This is a genomic window from Acidovorax sp. SRI_002, assembly GCF_057586455.1.
In genome coordinates this window covers 212096-229988 of sequence record NZ_JBYCZW010000005.1, presented here as the reverse complement: position 1 = coordinate 229988, position 17893 = coordinate 212096, and the positions used below count along the sequence as shown (strand labels likewise).

At 65.1% G+C, this 17893-nt stretch carries 13 protein-coding genes and 1 tRNA gene; 6 read left to right on the top strand and 8 right to left on the bottom strand.

Annotated elements, in window-relative coordinates; all coding sequences use genetic code 11:
• Window positions 1-32: 32 nt before the first annotated feature.
• The 8 genes from AC2YJX_RS15240 to hpnC all read right to left on the bottom strand — a co-directional run bounded on the left by AC2YJX_RS15240 (window position 33) and on the right by hpnC (window position 9482).
• Complete coding sequence (locus AC2YJX_RS15240) at window positions 33-1430, bottom strand: sensor histidine kinase N-terminal domain-containing protein (RefSeq protein ID WP_487256509.1); 1398 nt, start codon at window positions 1428-1430, stop codon at window positions 33-35.
• Between the two features lie 132 nt (window positions 1431-1562).
• On the bottom strand, window positions 1563-2246 hold the full coding sequence (locus AC2YJX_RS15235; protein WP_063463203.1) for a response regulator: 684 nt from the start codon (window positions 2244-2246) through the stop codon (window positions 1563-1565).
• Window positions 2247-2402: 156 nt separating this feature from the next.
• On the bottom strand, window positions 2403-3416 hold the full coding sequence (locus AC2YJX_RS15230) for a Bug family tripartite tricarboxylate transporter substrate binding protein (RefSeq protein WP_487256508.1): 1014 nt from the start codon (window positions 3414-3416) through the stop codon (window positions 2403-2405).
• Window positions 3417-3536: 120 nt separating this feature from the next.
• Window positions 3537-4853, bottom strand: a complete 1317-nt coding sequence (gene hpnE / locus AC2YJX_RS15225; protein WP_487256507.1) for a hydroxysqualene dehydroxylase HpnE — start codon at window positions 4851-4853, stop codon at window positions 3537-3539.
• Between the two features lie 16 nt (window positions 4854-4869).
• A complete protein-coding gene (gene hpnD / locus AC2YJX_RS15220; RefSeq protein WP_218299328.1) occupies window positions 4870-5712 on the bottom strand; it encodes a presqualene diphosphate synthase HpnD in 843 nt (280 codons plus the stop codon).
• 109 nt (window positions 5713-5821) lie between these two features.
• Window positions 5822-6718 (bottom strand): amino acid ABC transporter substrate-binding protein, encoded by an 897-nt coding sequence (locus AC2YJX_RS15215; protein ID WP_216845919.1) that lies wholly within the window; start codon window positions 6716-6718, stop codon window positions 5822-5824.
• Between the two features lie 117 nt (window positions 6719-6835).
• Entirely contained in the window at window positions 6836-8245 is a 1410-nt protein-coding gene (locus AC2YJX_RS15210; RefSeq protein WP_228894551.1) for an L-serine ammonia-lyase, read from the bottom strand.
• A gap of 301 nt (window positions 8246-8546) precedes the next feature.
• Window positions 8547-9482: a squalene synthase HpnC gene (gene hpnC, locus AC2YJX_RS15205; RefSeq protein WP_487256506.1), complete on the bottom strand. Its 936-nt coding sequence runs from the start codon at window positions 9480-9482 to the stop codon at window positions 8547-8549.
• Window positions 9483-9689: 207 nt separating this feature from the next.
• On the opposite strand from hpnC, the gene AC2YJX_RS15200 reads away from it, so the two are divergent.
• The 6 genes from AC2YJX_RS15200 to clpX all read left to right on the top strand — a co-directional run bounded on the left by AC2YJX_RS15200 (window position 9690) and on the right by clpX (window position 17763).
• Complete coding sequence (locus AC2YJX_RS15200; protein ID WP_370449711.1) at window positions 9690-10898, top strand: efflux RND transporter periplasmic adaptor subunit; 1209 nt, start codon at window positions 9690-9692, stop codon at window positions 10896-10898.
• Between the two features lie 8 nt (window positions 10899-10906).
• A complete protein-coding gene (locus AC2YJX_RS15195; protein WP_487256505.1) occupies window positions 10907-14089 on the top strand; it encodes an efflux RND transporter permease subunit in 3183 nt (1060 codons plus the stop codon).
• A 94-nt stretch (window positions 14090-14183) separates the two neighbouring features.
• Window positions 14184-14270: transfer RNA gene (locus AC2YJX_RS15190), tRNA-Leu, on the top strand.
• A gap of 75 nt (window positions 14271-14345) precedes the next feature.
• The gene (gene tig / locus AC2YJX_RS15185; RefSeq protein ID WP_055399519.1) at window positions 14346-15659 is read left to right on the top strand and encodes a trigger factor; all 1314 of its coding nucleotides are present in this window, start codon (window positions 14346-14348) and stop codon (window positions 15657-15659) included.
• Window positions 15660-15786: 127 nt separating this feature from the next.
• Entirely contained in the window at window positions 15787-16395 is a 609-nt protein-coding gene (gene clpP, locus AC2YJX_RS15180; RefSeq protein WP_055399521.1) for an ATP-dependent Clp endopeptidase proteolytic subunit ClpP, read from the top strand.
• Window positions 16396-16497: 102 nt separating this feature from the next.
• Window positions 16498-17763 carry an ATP-dependent Clp protease ATP-binding subunit ClpX gene (gene clpX / locus AC2YJX_RS15175; RefSeq protein ID WP_010460566.1) on the top strand — a complete coding sequence of 422 codons (1266 nt, stop codon included), beginning with the start codon at window positions 16498-16500 and terminating at the stop codon, window positions 17761-17763.
• Window positions 17764-17893 lie beyond the last annotated feature (130 nt).

Genomic DNA, 17893 nt, shown 5'->3' with positions numbered 1-17893 from the left:
GCGGAATCTGGGGTGCTGCGGGATGGGGGTTTTCAGCCCCGGGGCCACCACAGGATGGCCAGCAGGCCGGGCCCACCCGCGCGTTCTTCGAGTCGCAGGCCGCCCCGGTGCCGTTCGGCGATGGAGCGCGCGATTGCCAGCCCCAGGCCTGAGCCGCCTGCCGCCGCCTGCGAGCCACGCCGGTAGCGCTGGCCCAGTGCATCGCGTTCGCTGGCGGGCAGGCCGGGGCCGTTGTCTTCCACGCTAAGGCTCCAGCCGAGGTCATCGCCTGCGGCTGACACGGTGACCGTGCCGTGTTCAGGTGTGTAGGCAATCGCGTTGGCCGCCAGGTTGGCAAGCGCCTCGCGCAGCAAGCCGCTGTCGCCCACGGCCATGAACTCGGGCGTGGGTGTATGGATGCCAAAGTCGATCTGCCGGGCGCGGGCGCGGGGCAGCAGCTCCAGCGCCACGGCGCGCAGAAGCGCGGCCAGGTCGAACGGGGCCAGCTCTACTGCCGCTGTGTCGCTGCGGCCCAGGGCCAGCAGCTGCTGGGTGCTGCGCGTGGCGCGTGCGACTTCGCCGCCGATGGCTTCCAGGGTGTGCTGAACCTGGGTGGCGTCGGCCTCGCGCCGGGCGTAGTCGATCTGCATCTGCAGCGTGGTGAGGTGGGTGCGCAGCTGGTGCGAGGCATCGTCCAGAAACTGCCGCTGCTGGGCCACCAGGTCTTGCGTGCGCGCCATCTGCTGGTTGGCGGCGGCCACCAGGGGGCGGATGTCGGCGGGCAGGTCGCTGTCGGCCATGGGGGTCATGTCGTCGGGGCTGCGCGCCTGCACCTCGCGCGCCAGGCGCGCCAGCGGGCGCAGCGCCACGGCCAGTGTGGCAGCCGTGCCCAGCACCATGAGCGCCAGCACCAGCGCGTCGCGCAGCGCGGCCCGACGAACGAAGCGGCGGGTGAACTCCTGCCGCGAGCGGGTGCTTTCAGCCACCTGCACCAGCACGCTGCTGGCATCGGCTCCGGGCGCGGCGCCGTCCACCGCACGGCGGTAGGCGGCCAGCCGGACGGATTCGCCAAAGTAGGTGGCGTCGTAGAAGCGGGGCACGCCGGGCGTGAGCGGGCCGGGCGGCAGGGGCAGGTCGGCGTTGCCCAGCTCCACCAGCCCGTCGGAAGACGCCACGCGGAAGTACACATTGCCGCTGGCCGTGAGTTCAAAAAATTCGAGCATGCTGTAAGGCAGCTCGGCCGACAGGCCGCCCGAGGCGGTGGAGATGTTGGCGTCGATGGATTTGAGCGCCCCGAGCAGCGAGCGGTCGTAGGCCGCGTTGGCCGCCTCCAGCGCGTCGTGCCGCGTCATCCACAGCTCCACGCCCGTCACCACGGCCAGCAGCGGCAGCAGCAGCAGGGCCAGCAGTCGCCACAGGCTGGCGCGGCGCAGGCGTTGTATCAAAGACATGGCAGCGGACTCCGCCGCAAAGAACAGGGAGCGGTCCTGAACATGCGCGTGGCCCACGCCAGTGCCACCGTGGAACTGGCTTTGCCAGGCCACGGGTGGCGTCCCCCCTCAGGGGGGAAGACGCGCAGCGTCTCAGGGGGGAGCCACATCATTTGCTTCGAGCGCATAGCCCAGGCCGCGCAGGGTGGTGATGCGCACACCGCTGCCATCGAGCCGCTTGCGCAGGCGGTGCACGAACACTTCCACGGCTTCGGGGTGCACGTCTTCGTCGTCAGAGAACACGCGGTCCAGGATCTGCTGCTTGGAAAACGGCTCGCCGCTGCGCTGCACCAGCACGCGCAGCACGGCATGCTCGCGCGGCGACAGGGCCAGGGGCTCGCCGTGCAGCGTGAACTGCTTGCGCGGGTTGTCGTACACCAGCGCGCCACAGGCCAGACGCGGGTGCTCGTTGCCGCGTGCGCGGCGCACCAGAGCATGCAGGCGGGCCTCCAGCTCGGCCAGCTCGAAAGGTTTGGCCAGAAAGTCGTCAGCCCCCGCATTGAGCGAGCGCACGCGCTCGTCCAGCGAATCGCGGGCCGTGAGGATCAGCGCGGGCAGCCGCTGGTCGCGGTCGCGCAGGCGCTGCAGCACGGCCTGGCCGTCCAGCCCGGGCAGGCCCAGGTCCAGCACCAGCGCATCGTAGTTGTCGTGCTGCTGCAGCGCACGGTCGGCCAGGCGCCCGTCGTTCACCCATTCCACCTGGATGCCCGCATGCTCCAGCGCGCGGCTGAGCCAGGTGCCCAGGTTGTGGTCGTCTTCGGCCAGGAGGATGCGCATGGGTGGATGCTAATGCCGTTGTGCCGTGGCCCGGCCCGCCAGCAGGCTGTTGAAACTGGCGCGCCCCCAAAGCCAGTGCCACCGTGGAGCGGGCTTTGCCCGGCCACCGGTGGCGTCCCCCTCGCGGGAAGACACGAAGCGGCTCAGGGGGGCTTCCTAGTCCGGCTTGATCTGCGCGCGCTTGATGACTTTCTGCCAGCGCGCCTGCTCCGCCGCAATGAACTGCGCAAACTGCGCGGGCGTACCGCCGATGGCTTCGGCGGCGTCGCCGTTCAGGCGCTTGAGGGCTTCGGGTGCCTTCACGGCCTTCATGGTTTCGGCTGCCAGCTTGTCCAGGTGTTCCTTGGGCAGGCTCGCGGGGGCCAGCATGCCGTACCACTGCGTCATCTCGAAGCCGGGGAAGCCCTGTTCGGCCACGGTGGCCACGTCGGGCAGCTGCGGCAGGCGCTGCGTGGAGCCGGTGGCGATGCAGCGCACCTTGCCGGACTTGATGAACGGCAGCAGGGCCGCTGCGCCCACCGACGCGGCATCAAGCCGGCCCGAGAGCAGGTCGGTCATCATGGGGCCGGTGCCCCGGTAGGGCACGTGCAGCATGAAGATCTCGGCGGTCATCTTGAGGTATTCAAACGCCAGGTGGCCCGCGCTGCCGTTGCCTGCCGAGCCGTAGCTGAGCTTGCCCGGGTTCTTCTTGGCGTAGGCGATGAACTCCTTGAGGTTCTTGGCAGGCACGTCGGGGTGCACCACGTACAGGCTGGGCACCTTGGCCAACAGGCTCACGGGCTTGAAGTCCTTGTTGGCGTCGTAGGGCAGTTTGTCGAAGATGTAGGGGTTGACGGCCAGCGTGCCGATGTGGCCCAGGATGAGGGTGTGCTGGTCTTCGGCGCGGGCGACTTCCTGCATGGCGATGTTGCCTGCGGCGCCGGGTTTGTTGTCCACAAACACGCTCTGGCCCAGGGTCTTGCTCAGCTCGGCCGCCGTGGAGCGCGCCACGATTTCGGAGCTGCCGCCCGGTGCAAAGGGCACCACAAAACGCACGGACTTGGAAGGCCACGCGGCCTGGGCCGACGCGGTGGTGGGCAGCAGGCCGCCCAGGGCCAGGGCGCTGCCTGCGCCCAGCAGGTGGCGGCGGGTGGGGTGGAAGGCGGGGGTGGTGTCGTTATCGAACAGCATGGGTGTCTCCGTGAAAGCCGTTATGGCGTTGCCCGGCGTATGGTGTGCGGAGCGTGCTTTCGGAATGCTGTCAGTCGGCCTGGGGTTTACCCGAGGCACCCCGCACCGACAGAGCGAGGATTACGCCAGTGCCGCTACTGCCGTGCCGCTGAGCACGGCCCCTTCCAGCGTGGCGGGGTAGGGGCCGTCCACATAGTCGCCGCAGGCCGTCAGCCCCGGCAGCACCTGCATGCCGGGCCGCTGCAGGCCAGGGGTGCAGGCAAAGGTGGCGCGTTTCTCCACCACGGTCTGCACGGGCTGCAGGCCGGGAAGGCCCAGCTGGGCGGCGGCCTGCTGCAGCACCTGCTGCTCGATCAAGGCCCGGTCCCCATCACTGGCGCTCACCACAAAGGCCAGCAGCCCGTGCTGGCCGTCGAGCTGGCCCCGGTCGAACACAAACTGCGCCGGTTGGGCAGCGGTGTTGTGCAGTGCCAGTATGGGCTGGGGCAGGTGGGCGCCTGGGGCATGGGCATAGACGGTGGTGATGGCCTCGAACCGCAGGGCGCTGGTGGTGGCGCTCCAGCGGGCTGCACCCGCTAGGCCCGCCGTGCCTGCCAGGCCTTCGACCAGGCGGCTGGCCTCCCAGGACGGGCAGGCCAGGGTGACGTGGTCGAACGCTCCGGGTTCTTCGGTGCCGTTGGCGGCCACGACCGGCTGCCAACGCCCGCCGGGCAACGGCTGCAGGCGCTGAATGCGCTGGCCGGTGAGGACCTGGCCGCCTAGCTGCTGCAGCCAGCGGGCAGCGGCTTCGGGAAAGAGGGCGCCTAAGTCCGCACGTGGCAGCAATAGGTTGGAGCCGCCGCGCCCGCTGAACAGGCTGTCCTGCAGCACGCGCAGAAACACCTGGCCGCTGGCCTGGTTGGCAGGGGTGTTGAGGGCCGACACACACAGCGGGTCGATGAACTCGGTCATGAGCCGGGGCGTGAGCGGCGCGCACAGCGCGGCCACCGATGTGGCGGGCGCGCAGCGAAAGCCGCGCAGCTGCCAGGCCGTGGCTGTGCGCAGCAGTGCTAGCTTGTCGCGCCAGCCCCAGCCCTTGGCGCGGGCAATGCCCAGCAGCGCATCGAGGGGTGGGGGCAGGTCGGGCAGTTGCAGGCCCTGGCCATCAGGGAATTGCAGCGTGAGTGGCAGGCGCAGCAGGGCGGTATCGATGTCCACGCCCACCAGCCGCATCAGGCGCAGGCTTTCGGCGTAGGCGCCGATCAGGATGTGCTGGCCGTTGTCGAGCGTGGCGGGCGTGCCATCGGGCAGCGCTCCCGGCACGGCGCGCGCCCGGCCGCCCACGGTGCGCGCGGCCTCGAACACGGTGACCTGGCGCCCTGCCTGCACATGGGCAATGGCGGCGGCCATGCCCGCCCAGCCTGCGCCCACCACTGCCACGTTCGCGGCGACCTTCATGGACGCGGGCCCACGGCTACGACATCCGGCCGAGCGCCTGCACCTTCCACGCCAGCCAGAACTTGCGCAAGGGCGTGAGTCGGATGCGCTGGTGCAGCACCTGGAAGTTCTCGTGCTCGATCTCGCGCAGCAGGGTGCGGTAGATGTTGGCCATCATCAGGCCGGGCTTCTGGGCGCGGCGGTCGGCATCGGGCAGCAGGGCGAAGGCCTCGTCGTACAGGCGGTGCGCGCGCTCGGCCTGAAAACGCATCAGCGCGGTGAAGCGGTCGGAATACTGGCGCTTCAGGATCTCGTGCGCCTTCACGTCAAATTGCTGCAGCTCGCTCACCGGCAGGTAGATGCGGCCCAGCATGGCATCTTCGCCCACGTCACGGATGATGTTGGTGAGCTGAAAGGCCAAGCCCAGCGTGTGGGCGTAGTCGGTGGTGCGCGGGTCGGTCTGGCCGAAGATGCGTGCGGCGACTTCGCCCACGATGCCCGCCACCAGGTGGCAGTAGCCCTTGAGGCCCGCAAAGTCGAGGTAGCGGGTCTGCTCCAGGTCCATCTGGCAGCCGTCGATCACGGCCTGCAGGTGGCGTTGTTCAATGCCATAGTCGGCCGCCAGTGGCATCAGTGCCAGCATCACAGGGTGGGTGGGCTGGCCCGCATAGGCCTTGGCCACCTCGGCCTGCCACCAGGCGAGCTTGGTGCGCGCCACGCCAGGGTCGGAGACTTCGTCCACCACATCGTCCACTTCGCGGCAGAAGGCATAAAACGCCGTGATCGCGGCGCGGCGCGGGGCCGGCAGGAACAGGAAGGCGTAGTAGAAGCTGCTGCCCGAGGCCACGGCTTTTTGCTGTACGTATTGCTGTGGGGTCATGGGGCGCGATTGTCCCATGGCGGACATGGCCCGCGAATGCAACCTGGCAGCTGGTGGAGGCCGCAGTTCCCCAGTTTGGCCTGCCTGTTCTGCGGCAGGCCGAAGGGCATCAAAAGGCGATCTGTTCCACGCCCACGTCGCTGGGCCGCTTGAGCGCTTCGCGCATGAAGACGCTCATGGGGAGCGTGCCTTGGTCCGAGTGGAACCACTTTTTGTAGAGAGCCGCCATCTCCCCGGTCTGGATCAGGCGGCGGGTGACTTGGTCTACCAGCTCCTTGAAACGAGGGTCTTGCCTGCGCAGGCCAATGCTGTAGGGCTCTACCGAAAGGCGCTTTTCCAGAAACTGGTAGTCCCCCATGGCCTTGCCCAGCCGGGTCATGGGGCTCCACAGGCCTGCATCGTCTGCAAAAACCGCATCTGCCTCCCTGCGCGTGAGTGCATCCAATCCCTGTGCGGTGCTGTCTACCGGCACGTAGATGAATTTGCGGTGGTAGGTGCGTTCGTTCGTGGCCAGCAGGCCGTCATTGGTGGTTTTCCGTTCGACGGCAATGCGTTTGCCGTTCAGATCGTCCACCGTCTTGATGCCCGAGTCCTTGCGCACGAGGAACGCAGTGGTGGCGATGAAGATGTGGTGGCTGAAGGCGACTTCCTTCTGGCGCTCCAGGGTGTTGGTGGTCGTGCCGCATTCCAGGTCCACTACGTTGTTTTTCAGGTCCGCAAGGCGGTTCTTGCCGTCTACGAGTACATAGGTCAGGCGCAGGTCGGGGCGCTTGAGTTCCTTCTTGAGCTCCTCGTAAATCTTGGTGCAGATATCAACGCTGTAGCCACGCACTTGTCCAGTGGCTGGGTCTTTGTAGGAGAAGGGGTGGGATGCCTCGCGGTGCCCCAGTCGCAATTCGCCGGTCTTGGCAATGTGGGTCAGGGTGTCTTGCGCCCAGGCGCCAGGGGACATCCAGGACAGGGGAAGGATCAGTAGCAGGGCTCGCAGCGCAGAGAAGAGGTGCATAGGAAACGGAAAAGGTGACGGGACCATGCATGCCAGGCGTCGCAGGAAGCGCGCGAGGCTGCACGCCGCGCATTGTGCTGCGGCATCTGTTGTTGTGTCACATTGGCGACAGGTTTGTCAGCATTCCACAACATTCACCGCCAGCCCGCCACGCGATGTCTCCTTGTATTTGACCTTCATGTCCGCGCCGGTCTGCATCATGGTCTTGATGACCTTGTCGAGCGAGACCACATGCTGGCCGTCGCCACGCAGCGCCATGCGGGCGGCATTGATGGCCTTGATGGCGCCCATGGCGTTGCGTTCGATGCAGGGGATCTGCACCAGGCCGCCCACGGGGTCGCAGGTCATGCCCAGGTTGTGCTCCATGCCGATCTCGGCGGCGTTCTCTATCTGCTCGGGGGTGCCACCCATCACCGCAGCCAGCGCGCCTGCTGCCATGGAGCAGGCCACACCCACTTCGCCCTGGCAGCCCACTTCGGCTCCCGAGAGCGATGCGTTTTCCTTGTAGATGATGCCGATGGCGCCTGCCGTGAGCAAAAAGGTGGCAATGCCGTCGTCGTTGGCCGGGATGGGGCCTTGCAGGAAGTTGACGTAGTAATGCAGTACGGCGGGGATCACGCCTGCAGCCCCATTGGTGGGCGCCGTCACCACGCGGCCGCCGGCGGCGTTTTCTTCGTTGACGGCCATAGCGTAGAGGTTCACCCAGTCCAGCATCGAGAGCGGGTCGCGCAGCGCGGCCTCGGGCTGCGTGCTGAGCTTGTGGTGCAGCTCGGCCGCGCGGCGGCGCACATGCATGGGGCCGGGCAGGGTGCCGGTGCTGGCGCAGCCGCGCTGCACGGCACCGGCCATGGTCTTCCAGATGGCCATGAGCTGGCGGCGCACCTCGGAAGCGCTGCGCCAGTGTTGCTCATTGGCCGCCATGAGCTGGGCGGGGGTGAGGCCGGTGGCCTGGCACTGGGCCAGCAGCTCGGCCCCCGTGCGGAAAGGGTGGGGCAGGCCTTGGGCATGGCCGGCCGCATCGGGCCCAGCGGTGGCGGCGCTGTTGAGTACACGCTCGCCCGCCGCGTCGATCACAAAACCGCCACCCACCGAGTAGTACTCACGCGCCGCAATCTCGTTGCCCTGCGCGTCGAACGCGTGAAACGCCATGCCGTTGGGGTGCAGCGGCAGGCTTTTGCGGCGAAACAGCAGGTGCTCTTTTTCGACAAACGGCACCATATGCTCGCCCAGCAGCTCCAGCGTTTGCCGGATGCGGATGTCGGCAATGGCAGGCTGGATCTGGTCCGGGTCGATGTGGTCGGGCTCGTGCCCGGCCAGGCCCAGCAGCACGGCCTTGTCGGTGCCGTGGCCCACGCCGGTGGCCGACAGCGAACCGAACAGTTCTATGGTGACGTGGTGCACGGCGGCTAGGCCCACCGTGTCACGCACATGGCAGGCAAACTGCCGCGCCGCGATCATGGGGCCCACGGTGTGGGAGCTGGACGGGCCGACGCCAATCTTGAAGAGGTCGAAAACGCTGACGGACATGGTGGGTGCGTACCGGAAGGGCCCGGGGCCGCAGCGCTTGTGGCGCGGGCTTGGGTTGCGTGATGGGGCCGCACGGGGCGGTTGGTGGCCGCGAGGCTAACCGCGCGCTGCAGCAGCCGGATGCTCGCTATCCCTGCCTTGCGGGATTGCCCCTCATCAGCGTGCAGCGCCCAGCAGGGAAAGCGTTCCTGAATTGATAGCTGCCAGCGATTGATAGATAAGCGCTAGGAGCCAATTTGGCTTGTAATTTTGGCCAAGAAGCATGCCGATGTCAGCGCGCCTTGTGGCCCATGAATCTTTCTTACATCACCAGCGCGCGGCCCAGCATCACGCACCAATCCCACGCATGCAGGCGTGGACGGGTGTGCAGGCTGCCGCCTTTGAGGGCGTCCACCTTGTCCAGAATGCGCAGGCCGCCTTGCACCACCAGGCGCAGCTCCCACCCGGCGCGGCCGGGCAGGCGGTGCACCAAGGGGGCGCCTATTTGCATGCTGGCGCGGGCCCAGCGGGCGCAATCGGTGATGAGGCGCACGTTCTCGGGGGTACTTCTGAGTGCCAGCAGTTCGGCCTGACAGGCGCCATGAACGGCGCAGTCGGCGCGGGGCAGGTAGTGGCGCCCTCGGGGGATGTCCACGGAGAGGTCCTGCCAGAAGTTGATGAGCTGCAGCGCGGTGCAGATGGCATCGCTTTCTTGCAGCGCCTGGGCGTCTGTTACGCCGTACAGGTGCAGCAGCAGCCGGCCCACGGGGTTGGCGGAGCGGCGGCAGTAGTCCAGCAGCTCGGCGCGGTCGGCATAGCCCTCGGTATCACGGGTTTTTTCAACATCCTGGGCAAAGGCGCTGAGCAGGTCTTCCAGCAGTGGTATGGGCAGCTGGTGGCTATGCAGCACCGCTTGCAGCGGCAAGAACACGCTGGCCCAGCGGGGCGAGGGCGGCTGGCCTTGGGCGACGGCCATCAGGTCGGCATGGTAGGCGGCCAGGTCGGCCAGGCGGGCGGCAGCCAGCGCGTCGCCCTCATCCGCGATGTCGTCGGCGGTACGCGCAAAGCCGTAGATGGCGGCAATGGGCTGGCGCAGGTGCGGTGGGCACAGCAGGGACGCGACCGGGAAGTTCTCGTAGTGCGTGACAGGGGCGGCCAGGGTGGCAGACGCATGGTGTGGTGCGGTCTGGAGCGGCTGTGGCGCGGAAGTTGCAGCAGACGCCACTTCAGGCTGGGGAGGGGGGGATCGGTCGTTCACACCCTGGATTGTCGCTTGACAATGCCAAGGGCTTCTCATAGATTACTAACCGGTCAGTCAGTAATCAAAAAACCAATTCAATCAGGGACAAGGAGGCTGGCCGGTAACTGCTACTGCAGTTCCGTTTTCAGCGCAGGCATTCATGCCTGCGTTTTGCGTGCAGCCCCTGCAACTCCTTGTAGCCCTTCTCTATTCACCGGATTTCCCATGCGCACATCCTCCGCTTCGCGGCCTTTTCAACGGCACTGCCGGACCTTGCTGATGGTGGCCGCCGCTGCTTTGCTGGCCGCCTGTTCCCGCCCCGCGCCGCCCGAAGAGCCGGTGCGCTCCGTCAAGTTGCTGACGGTGGGGGTGGGTGCGCTGCAATCCAGCCTGGAGTATTCGGGTGAGGTGCGGGCGCGCGTGGAGTCGCGCTTGGGGTTCCGCGTGGCGGGCAAGATCGTGCAGCGCCAAGCCGAACTGGGCCAGCGTGTGCGGGCCGGACAGGTGCTGGCCCAGCTGGACCCCAAGGATTACCAACTGGCCACCGACGCCGCGCGCGCACAGTTGGCATCGGCCACCACGCAGCGTGATCTGGCCGCTGCCGACTACAAGCGCTACCAAGCCCTGAAGGACCAGAACTTCATCAGCGGCGCCGAGCTGGAGCGCCGCGACGCGACGCTGAAAGCCGCCCAGGCCACGCTGGACCAGGCCCGCGCGCAGCTGTCATCGCAAGGCAACCAGGCGGCCTACACCACGCTGGTGGCCGACGTGGCGGGCGTTGTCACTGGCATTGACGCCGAGCCTGGCCAGGTGGTGTCGGCCGGGACGCCTGTGGTGCGCATTGCGCAGGATGGCCCCCGCGATGTGGTGTTTGCGGTGCCGGAGGACAAGGTGGGGCTGATCACCCCAGGCTCAGAAGTGGCGGTGCGCGGCTGGTCCGGTGGCGCCAACCTGACGGGCCGCGTGCGCGAAGTGGCCGCCAGTGCCGACGCCGCCACGCGCACTTACCAAGTCAAGGTGGCCATCGACGGTGCCGATGCGCCTGCCCTGGGCTCCACCGTGTATGTCACGCCCAAGGCGCTCAGCCATGCGGGCATTCCGGCTATCAAGCTGCCCACCAGTGCGCTGCGCCAGGAGGGGCAGTCCACGGCGGTGTGGGTGTATGACGCGGCCAGCAGCACGGTGAAGTCGCAGGTGGTGCAGATTGCCACGGCCGATGGCAACGAGGCCGTGGTGGCTGCGGGTCTAGCCCCCGGCATGCAGGTGGTGGCCACGGGGGTGCATGTGCTCTCGCCTGGGCAGAAAGTGCTGATTTATCAGCCAAAAACGGCCTCAGCGCCCGCCAGTAAAGCGCAGACAGCTACCAATCCAGTAGCAATGCCTGCCGCGCCTGCTGCCACAGCAGCGGCACCCGCAGCTTCCACAGCCAACTGAGGCCGGCCATGACGCAAGTACAACCCAAAGAGGGGTTCAACCTCTCCAAGTGGGCGCTCGACCATCCCGCCCTCACGCGCTACCTGATGGTGGTGCTGATGCTGCTGGGCTTTGCCGCCTACTTCCAGCTAGGGCAGGACGAAGATCCGCCCTTCACCTTCCGTGCCATGGTGGTGCGTACCTACTGGCCCGGCGCCACGGCGCAGCAGGTGGCCGAGCAGGTCACTGACAAGATCGAGCGCACGCTGCAAGAGGTGCCCTACGCGGACAAGATCCGCAGTTATTCGAAGCCCGGCGAGTCGCAGATCATCTTTCAGATCAAGGATTCGTCCAAGGCCAGCGAGGTGGCCAACGTCTGGTACAGCGTGCGCAAGAAGGTGGGCGACATGCGCTACACCTTGCCGCAGGGCATCCAGGGCCCGTTCTTCAACGACGACTTTGGCGATGTGTATGGCGTGATCTACGCGCTGGAGTCCGAGGGCTTCAGCTACGCCGAACTCAAGCAGTTTGCCGATGACGCACGCCAGCAGCTGCTGCGTGTGCCCGATGTCGCCAAGGTTGAGCTGTTTGGCGTGCAAGACGAAAAACTGTTCATCGAAATCTCGCAAAAACGCCTGTCGCAACTGGGCCTGGACATGAACCAGGTGCTGGCCCAGCTGGGCCAGCAAAACGCCGTGGAGAGCGCCGGAGCTATTCAGACCCCGCAAGACCAGGTGCAGGTGCGGGTGCAGGGTCAGTTCAACGCCATTGAAGACCTGCGCGCCATGCCGATCCGTGGCCCGTCGGGCGCACAACTGCGCCTGGGCGATATCGCCGAGGTCAAGCGCGGCTATGTGGACCCGGCCACCGTGAAGGTGCGTCACCAGGGGCAGGAAGTGATTGCGCTGGGCGTCTCCATGGCCAAGGGCGGCGACATCATTGCGCTGGGCAAGGCGCTGCATGCCGCCACCGACCGCATCGGCGGCACGCTGCCAGCGGGGGTGAAGCTCGTCAACGTGCAAGACCAGCCCAAGGCGGTGGCCACCTCGGTGAATGAATTCGTCAAGGTGCTGATCGAGGCCGTGGTCATCGTGCTGGCGGTGAGCTTCATCGCGCTGGGCCTGCACAAGCGCCCCGGCAAGAACCCGCTATGGAAGCGCTGGTACATCGATCCGCGCCCGGGGCTGGTGGTGGGCATCACCATTCCGCTGGTGCTTGCCGTGACCTTCCTGGCCATGTGGTACTGGGGCATCGGCCTGCACAAGATATCGCTGGGCTCGCTCATCATCGCACTGGGCCTGCTGGTGGATGACGCGATCATTGCGGTCGAAATGATGGTGCTCAAGCTTGAAGAGGGCTACGACAAGGTGCGTGCCGCTACCTTTGCCTATGAGATCACGGCCATGCCGATGCTGACGGGCACGCTGATCACGGCGGCGGGCTTTTTGCCCATCGGCCTGGCCAAGTCCACTACGGGCGAATACACCTTTGCCATTTTTGCGGTCACCGTGATCGCGCTGGTGCTCAGCTGGTTCGTGTCGGTGTACTTTGTGCCGTACCTGGGCACGCTGCTGCTCAAGGTGCCCCCGCATGTGCTGGCTGCCCAGGCCAACAAGGGCATCACCGACGATCCACACGAAGTGTTTGACAGCCCGTTTTACCGCACTTTCCGCCGCCTGGTGGACTGGTGTGTGTTGCACCGCTGGATCACCATCGGCGCCACGGTACTGACCTTTGCGCTGGGCATTGTGGGCATGGGCAAGGTGCAGCAGCAGTTCTTCCCCGATTCGAGCCGGCCTGAAATTCTGGTGGACATCTGGTTCCCCGAGGGCACCTCATTTGCTGGCAATGAAGAAGTGACCAAACGTGTGGAGCAGCGCTTGCTCTCTGAGCCTGGCGTCAGTTCTGTCAGCACCTGGGTCGGTTCCGGCGTGCCGCGTTTCTATTTGCCGCTGGACCAGGTGTTTCCACAGAGCAACGTGTCGCAGTTCATCGTTCTGCCCCAGGATCTGAAGGTGCGTGAGTCCCTGCGCGTGAAGTTGCCTGCGCTGCTGGCCGAAGAGTTCCCGGAGGTGCGTGGTCGCGTCAAGCTGCTGCCCAATGGACCACCGGTGCCTTACCCCGTGCAGTTCCGCGTGGTGGGGCCTGATCCGCTGGTGCTGCGTGAGCGCGCCGATGAAGTGAAAGCCCAGCTGCGCAAGAACCCGGACATGCGCGGTGTGAACGACAACTGGAACGAGTCTGTGAAGGTGCTGCGCCTGGAAGTGGACCAGGCCAAGGCGCGCGCGCTGGGTGTCACCAGCCAGTCGATTGCCCAGGCGTCCAAGACCATTCTGTCGGGTACGCAGGTGGGCCAGTACCGCGAGGGTGACAAGCTCATCGACATTCTGCTGCGCCAGCCGCTGGACGAGCGCAACGCCATCACCGACATCGCCAACGCCTACCTGCCCACGGCCTCGGGCAAGTCGATCCCGCTCACGCAGATCGCAAAGCCGGTCTTCACCTGGGAGCCCGGTGTGATGTGGCGCGAGAACCGCGACTACGCCATCACCGTGCAGGGCGACGTGACTGAGGGGCTGCAGGGGGCCACCGTGACGGCGCAATTGCTGCCCGGTCTGCGCGCCATCGAGGCCAAGTGGCGCGAGGCCGGGCAGGGCGGCTATCGCATCGAGGTGGCGGGCGCCGTGGAGGAAAGCTCCAAGGGAACCAGCTCCATCGTTGCTGGCGTTCCCATCATGCTGTTCCTTGTGTTTACGCTGCTCATGCTGCAGTTGCAAAGCTTTAGTCGTGCGTTCCTTGTTTACATCACCGGGTTCCTTGGGATCGCTGGTGTTTCGGGCGCGCTGCTGCTGCTCAACCGCCCGTTCGGCTTCGTGGCGCTGCTCGGCGTGATCGCGCTGATGGGCATGATCCAGCGCAATTCTGTGATCCTGATCGACCAGATCGAGCAGGACCGCGCGCGGGGCGTGCCTGCGTGGGATGCGATTGTCGAATCTGCCGTGCGCCGCCTGCGTCCTATCGTGCTGACGGCTGCGGCTGCGGTGCTGGCCATGATCCCGCTGTCACGCAGCGTGTTCTGGGGGCCGATGGCTGTGGCCATCATGGGCGGACTGGTGGTGGCCACCGTGCTGACGCTGCTGGCGCTGCCCGCGATGTATGCCGCGTGGTTCCGTGTGAAAAGGCCTGCGCCGGAGGTCCTTGGAGGGGTTTGATTCCCACCCTGCCCGCATCAGGGTAAAATAGAAGGTTGACCGATTTCACACAGGCGGCAGCTGAGGTTGCCGCCTGTTTGTTTGTTGTAGAACCGCGCGGGTGGCGAAATTGGTAGACGCACCAGGTTTAGGTCCTGACGCCAGCAATGGTGTGGGGGTTCGAGTCCCCCCCCGCGCACCACCCATGTGAGACTTTGCGGAACACGGCGCTGCTGCGCTGCAGCCAGCACGATCCACATTCATAAGAGGAATAGCCATGGCCGTTACTGTTGAAACCCTTGAGAAGCTCGAGCGCAAGATTACGCTGAGCGTGCCCGTCACCCTGATCCAGTCCGAAGTCGACACGCGCCTCAAGCGCCTGGCCCGCACGGTCAAGATGGACGGTTTCCGTCCCGGCAAGGTGCCCATGAACGTGGTGGCCCAGCGTTACGGCTACTCGGTGCAGTACGAAGTGCTGAACGACAAGGTGGGTGAAGCCTTTGCCGTGGCAGCCAACGAAGCCAACCTGCGTGTTGCTGGCCAGCCCCGCATCACCGAAAAGGAAGGCGCTCCTGAAGGCCAGGTCACTTTCGATGCCATTTTCGAAGTGTTCCCAGAAGTCAAGATTGCCGATCTGTCTGATGCCGAAGTCGAAAAGCTGTCGGCTGAAGTGACGGACGCCGCCATCGACAAGACCATCGACATCCTGCGCAAGCAGCGCCGCAGCTTCGCCCAGCGCGCCATGGATGCTGCTGCGCAAGACGGCGACCGCGTGACGGTCGATTTCGAAGGCAAGATCGATGGCGAGCCGTTTGAAGGCGGCAAGGCCGAAGACTTCCAGTTCCTGGTGGGCGAAGGCCAGATGCTCAAGGAGTTCGAAGACGCCGTGCGTGGCATGAAGTCTGGCGAAAGCAAGACCTTCCCCCTGGCATTCCCTGCGGAGTACCACGGCAAGGATGTCGCTGGCAAGACCGCTGACTTCCTGGTGACCATCAAGAAGATCGAAGCTGCCCACCTGCCCGAAGTGAACGATGCCCTGGCCAAGTCGCTCGGTATTGCCGATGGCTCCGTGGAAGGCCTGCGCGCCGACATCAAGAAGAACCTGGAGCGTGAAGTCAAGTTCCGTCTGCTGGCCCGCAACAAGCAAGCCGTGATGGACGCCCTGGTGGCCAAGGCTGAGCTGGACCTGCCCAACTCCAGCGTGCAGGCTGAAATCGCCCGCCTGCTGGAAGGTGCCCGCGCTGAACTCAAGCAACGCGGCATCAAGGACGCCGACAAGGCCGAGATCCCTGAAGACGTGTTCCGCCCCCAGGCTGAGCGCCGCGTGCGCCTGGGCCTGGTGCTGGCCGAGCTGGTGCGTGCCAATGAGCTGCAGGCCAAGCCCGAACAGCTCAAGGCCCACATCGATGAGCTGGCTGCCAGCTACGAGAAGCCTGAAGATGTGGTGCGCTGGTACTTCGGTGACCGCCAGCGCTTGGCGGAAGTCGAAGCCGTTGTGATCGAAAACAACGTGACCGAATTTGTGCTGTCCAAGGCCAAGGTGGTCGAGAAGGCCGTGTCGTTTGACGAACTGATGGCCCAACAAGGCTGATAGGCTGTCGACTGGGCGGCTTGTTATCGAATTGCCCGGTTGTTGCCGATACATACAGGGGCTTGTGCTTTCGTGCACAAGCCCCAATTCATTTCTGGGTACAGTACCTGCTTGTCTGGAGAAAAACATGAGCGCATTGGAAACACAAGGCCTGGGCATGGTTCCCATGGTCATCGAGCAGTCGGGCCGTGGCGAACGGTCCTACGACATCTACTCGCGCCTGCTCAAGGAGCGCGTGATTTTTCTGGTGGGTCCGGTCAACGACCAGACCGCCAACCTGGTGGTGGCTCAGCTGCTGTTCCTGGAGAGTGAAAACCCCGACAAGGACATTTCGTTCTACATCAACTCCCCAGGTGGCTCGGTAAGCGCCGGCATGGCGATCTTTGACACCATGAACTTCATCAAGCCTGATGTCTCGACCCTGTGCACCGGCATGGCCGCCAGCATGGGCGCCTTCCTGCTGGCCGCAGGAGCCAAGGGCAAGCGTTTTGCGCTGCCCAACTCCAAGGTCATGATCCACCAGCCTCTGGGCGGCATGCAGGGCCAGGCCACCGAGATTGAGATCCACGCCCGCGAAATCCTCAAGACCCGCGAGCAGCTCAACAAGATCCTTGCCGAGCGCACGGGCCAGCCGCTGGAAAAGATCCAGCGCGACACCGAGCGTGACTATTTCCTGTCGGCTGATGAGTCCAAGGAATATGGTTTGGTCGATCAGGTGATCAGCAAGCGCTCCTGATAGCCAGAGGGTCAAACAGCGGCGTTTTCCTTTGGGGAAGACGCCGTTTTTTATTTGGTTATCATCCCGACAACTTTCCGTAACAAGCAAGGCATTGCCCCCATGGCCGAGAAAAAAGGCTCTTCCAGCGAAAAAACCCTTTACTGCTCTTTCTGCGGCAAAAGCCAGCATGAAGTGAAGAAGCTGATCGCCGGTCCGTCGGTCTTTATCTGCGACGAGTGCATTGACCTGTGCAACGAGATCATTCGCGATGAGCTCCCGGCTGGCGACCTGGCGCGCGAAGGCCGCAGTGACCTGCCCACCCCCGTAGAGATCAAGACCAACCTCGACAACTATGTGATTGGTCAGGACGTGGCCAAGCGCACGCTGGCTGTGGCGGTGTACAACCACTACAAGCGCCTGCGCCACAAGGACAAGGCCCACAAAGACGATGTGGAGCTGTCCAAGAGCAACATTTTGCTGATTGGGCCCACGGGTTCGGGCAAGACGCTGCTGGCGCAGACCCTGGCGCGCATGCTGGACGTTCCTTTTGTGATGGCCGACGCCACCACGCTGACGGAAGCCGGTTATGTGGGCGAAGATGTGGAGAACATCGTCCAGAAGCTGCTGCAAAGCTGCAACTATGAGGTGGAGCGCGCGCAGCGCGGCATCGTCTACATCGACGAGATCGACAAGATCTCGCGCAAGTCGGACAACCCCAGCATCACGCGTGACGTTTCGGGCGAGGGCGTCCAGCAGGCGCTGCTCAAGCTCATCGAAGGCACGATGGCCAGCGTGCCGCCGCAGGGCGGACGCAAGCACCCGAATCAGGACTTCCTGCAGATCGACACGACCAACATTCTGTTTATCTGTGGCGGTGCGTTTGCGGGACTGGAGAAGGTCATCGAGAACCGCACCGAAGCGTCGGGCATCGGGTTTGGCGCATCGGTCAAGAGCAAGAAGCAGCGTTCGCTGACAGAGGTGTTCACCGAGATCGAACCCGAAGATCTGATCAAGTTCGGCCTGATTCCTGAGCTCGTGGGGCGCATGCCCGTGGTGACGGCTCTGGCTGAACTCAGCGAGGATGCTCTGGTGCAGATCCTGACGGAGCCCAAGAACGCGCTGGTCAAGCAATACAGCAAGCTCCTGGCCATGGAAGGTGTGGACCTCGAAATCCGTCCTGCCGCGCTTAAGGCCATTGCTCGCAAGGCCTTGGCCCGCAAGACCGGAGCCCGCGGCCTGCGCTCAATCCTGGAGCAATCGCTGATTGGCACGATGTTCGACTTGCCCAATACAAGCAACGTTGAAAAAGTGGTGGTGGACGAGTCCACCATCGAAGAAAACAAGCCGCCGCTGCTCGTTTATCGCGAAGCGGCCAAGAAGGCCTGAGAAGGCGTGAAGGAGTCTGCGATGCCCGCATGGACACGCCGGAATCCTTCACACCGTCTGAGATGACCGGAGCGGGCGCCTTGGTGTCGCCCATTGAACCATCAACCCTTGTGCCAGCGCGGCTTGCGCG

Bases quoted from the DNA above. Each gene is read 5' to 3' on its own strand.
- AC2YJX_RS15200 (WP_370449711.1), top strand. From the start codon at position 9,690: ATGCGCACATCCTCCGCTTCGCGGCCTTTTCAACGGCACTGCCGGACC.
- clpX (WP_010460566.1), top strand. From the start codon at position 16,498: ATGGCCGAGAAAAAAGGCTCTTCCAGCGAAAAAACCCTTTACTGCTCT.
- tig (WP_055399519.1), top strand. From the start codon at position 14,346: ATGGCCGTTACTGTTGAAACCCTTGAGAAGCTCGAGCGCAAGATTACG.
- AC2YJX_RS15215 (WP_216845919.1), bottom strand. From the start codon at position 6,718: ATGCACCTCTTCTCTGCGCTGCGAGCCCTGCTACTGATCCTTCCCCTG.
- hpnE (WP_487256507.1), bottom strand. From the start codon at position 4,853: ATGAAGGTCGCCGCGAACGTGGCAGTGGTGGGCGCAGGCTGGGCGGGC.
- AC2YJX_RS15195 (WP_487256505.1), top strand. From the start codon at position 10,907: ATGACGCAAGTACAACCCAAAGAGGGGTTCAACCTCTCCAAGTGGGCG.
- AC2YJX_RS15235 (WP_063463203.1), bottom strand. From the start codon at position 2,246: ATGCGCATCCTCCTGGCCGAAGACGACCACAACCTGGGCACCTGGCTC.
- AC2YJX_RS15230 (WP_487256508.1), bottom strand. From the start codon at position 3,416: ATGCTGTTCGATAACGACACCACCCCCGCCTTCCACCCCACCCGCCGC.
- AC2YJX_RS15210 (WP_228894551.1), bottom strand. From the start codon at position 8,245: ATGTCCGTCAGCGTTTTCGACCTCTTCAAGATTGGCGTCGGCCCGTCC.
- clpP (WP_055399521.1), top strand. From the start codon at position 15,787: ATGAGCGCATTGGAAACACAAGGCCTGGGCATGGTTCCCATGGTCATC.
- hpnD (WP_218299328.1), bottom strand. From the start codon at position 5,712: ATGACCCCACAGCAATACGTACAGCAAAAAGCCGTGGCCTCGGGCAGC.
- AC2YJX_RS15240 (WP_487256509.1), bottom strand. From the start codon at position 1,430: ATGTCTTTGATACAACGCCTGCGCCGCGCCAGCCTGTGGCGACTGCTG.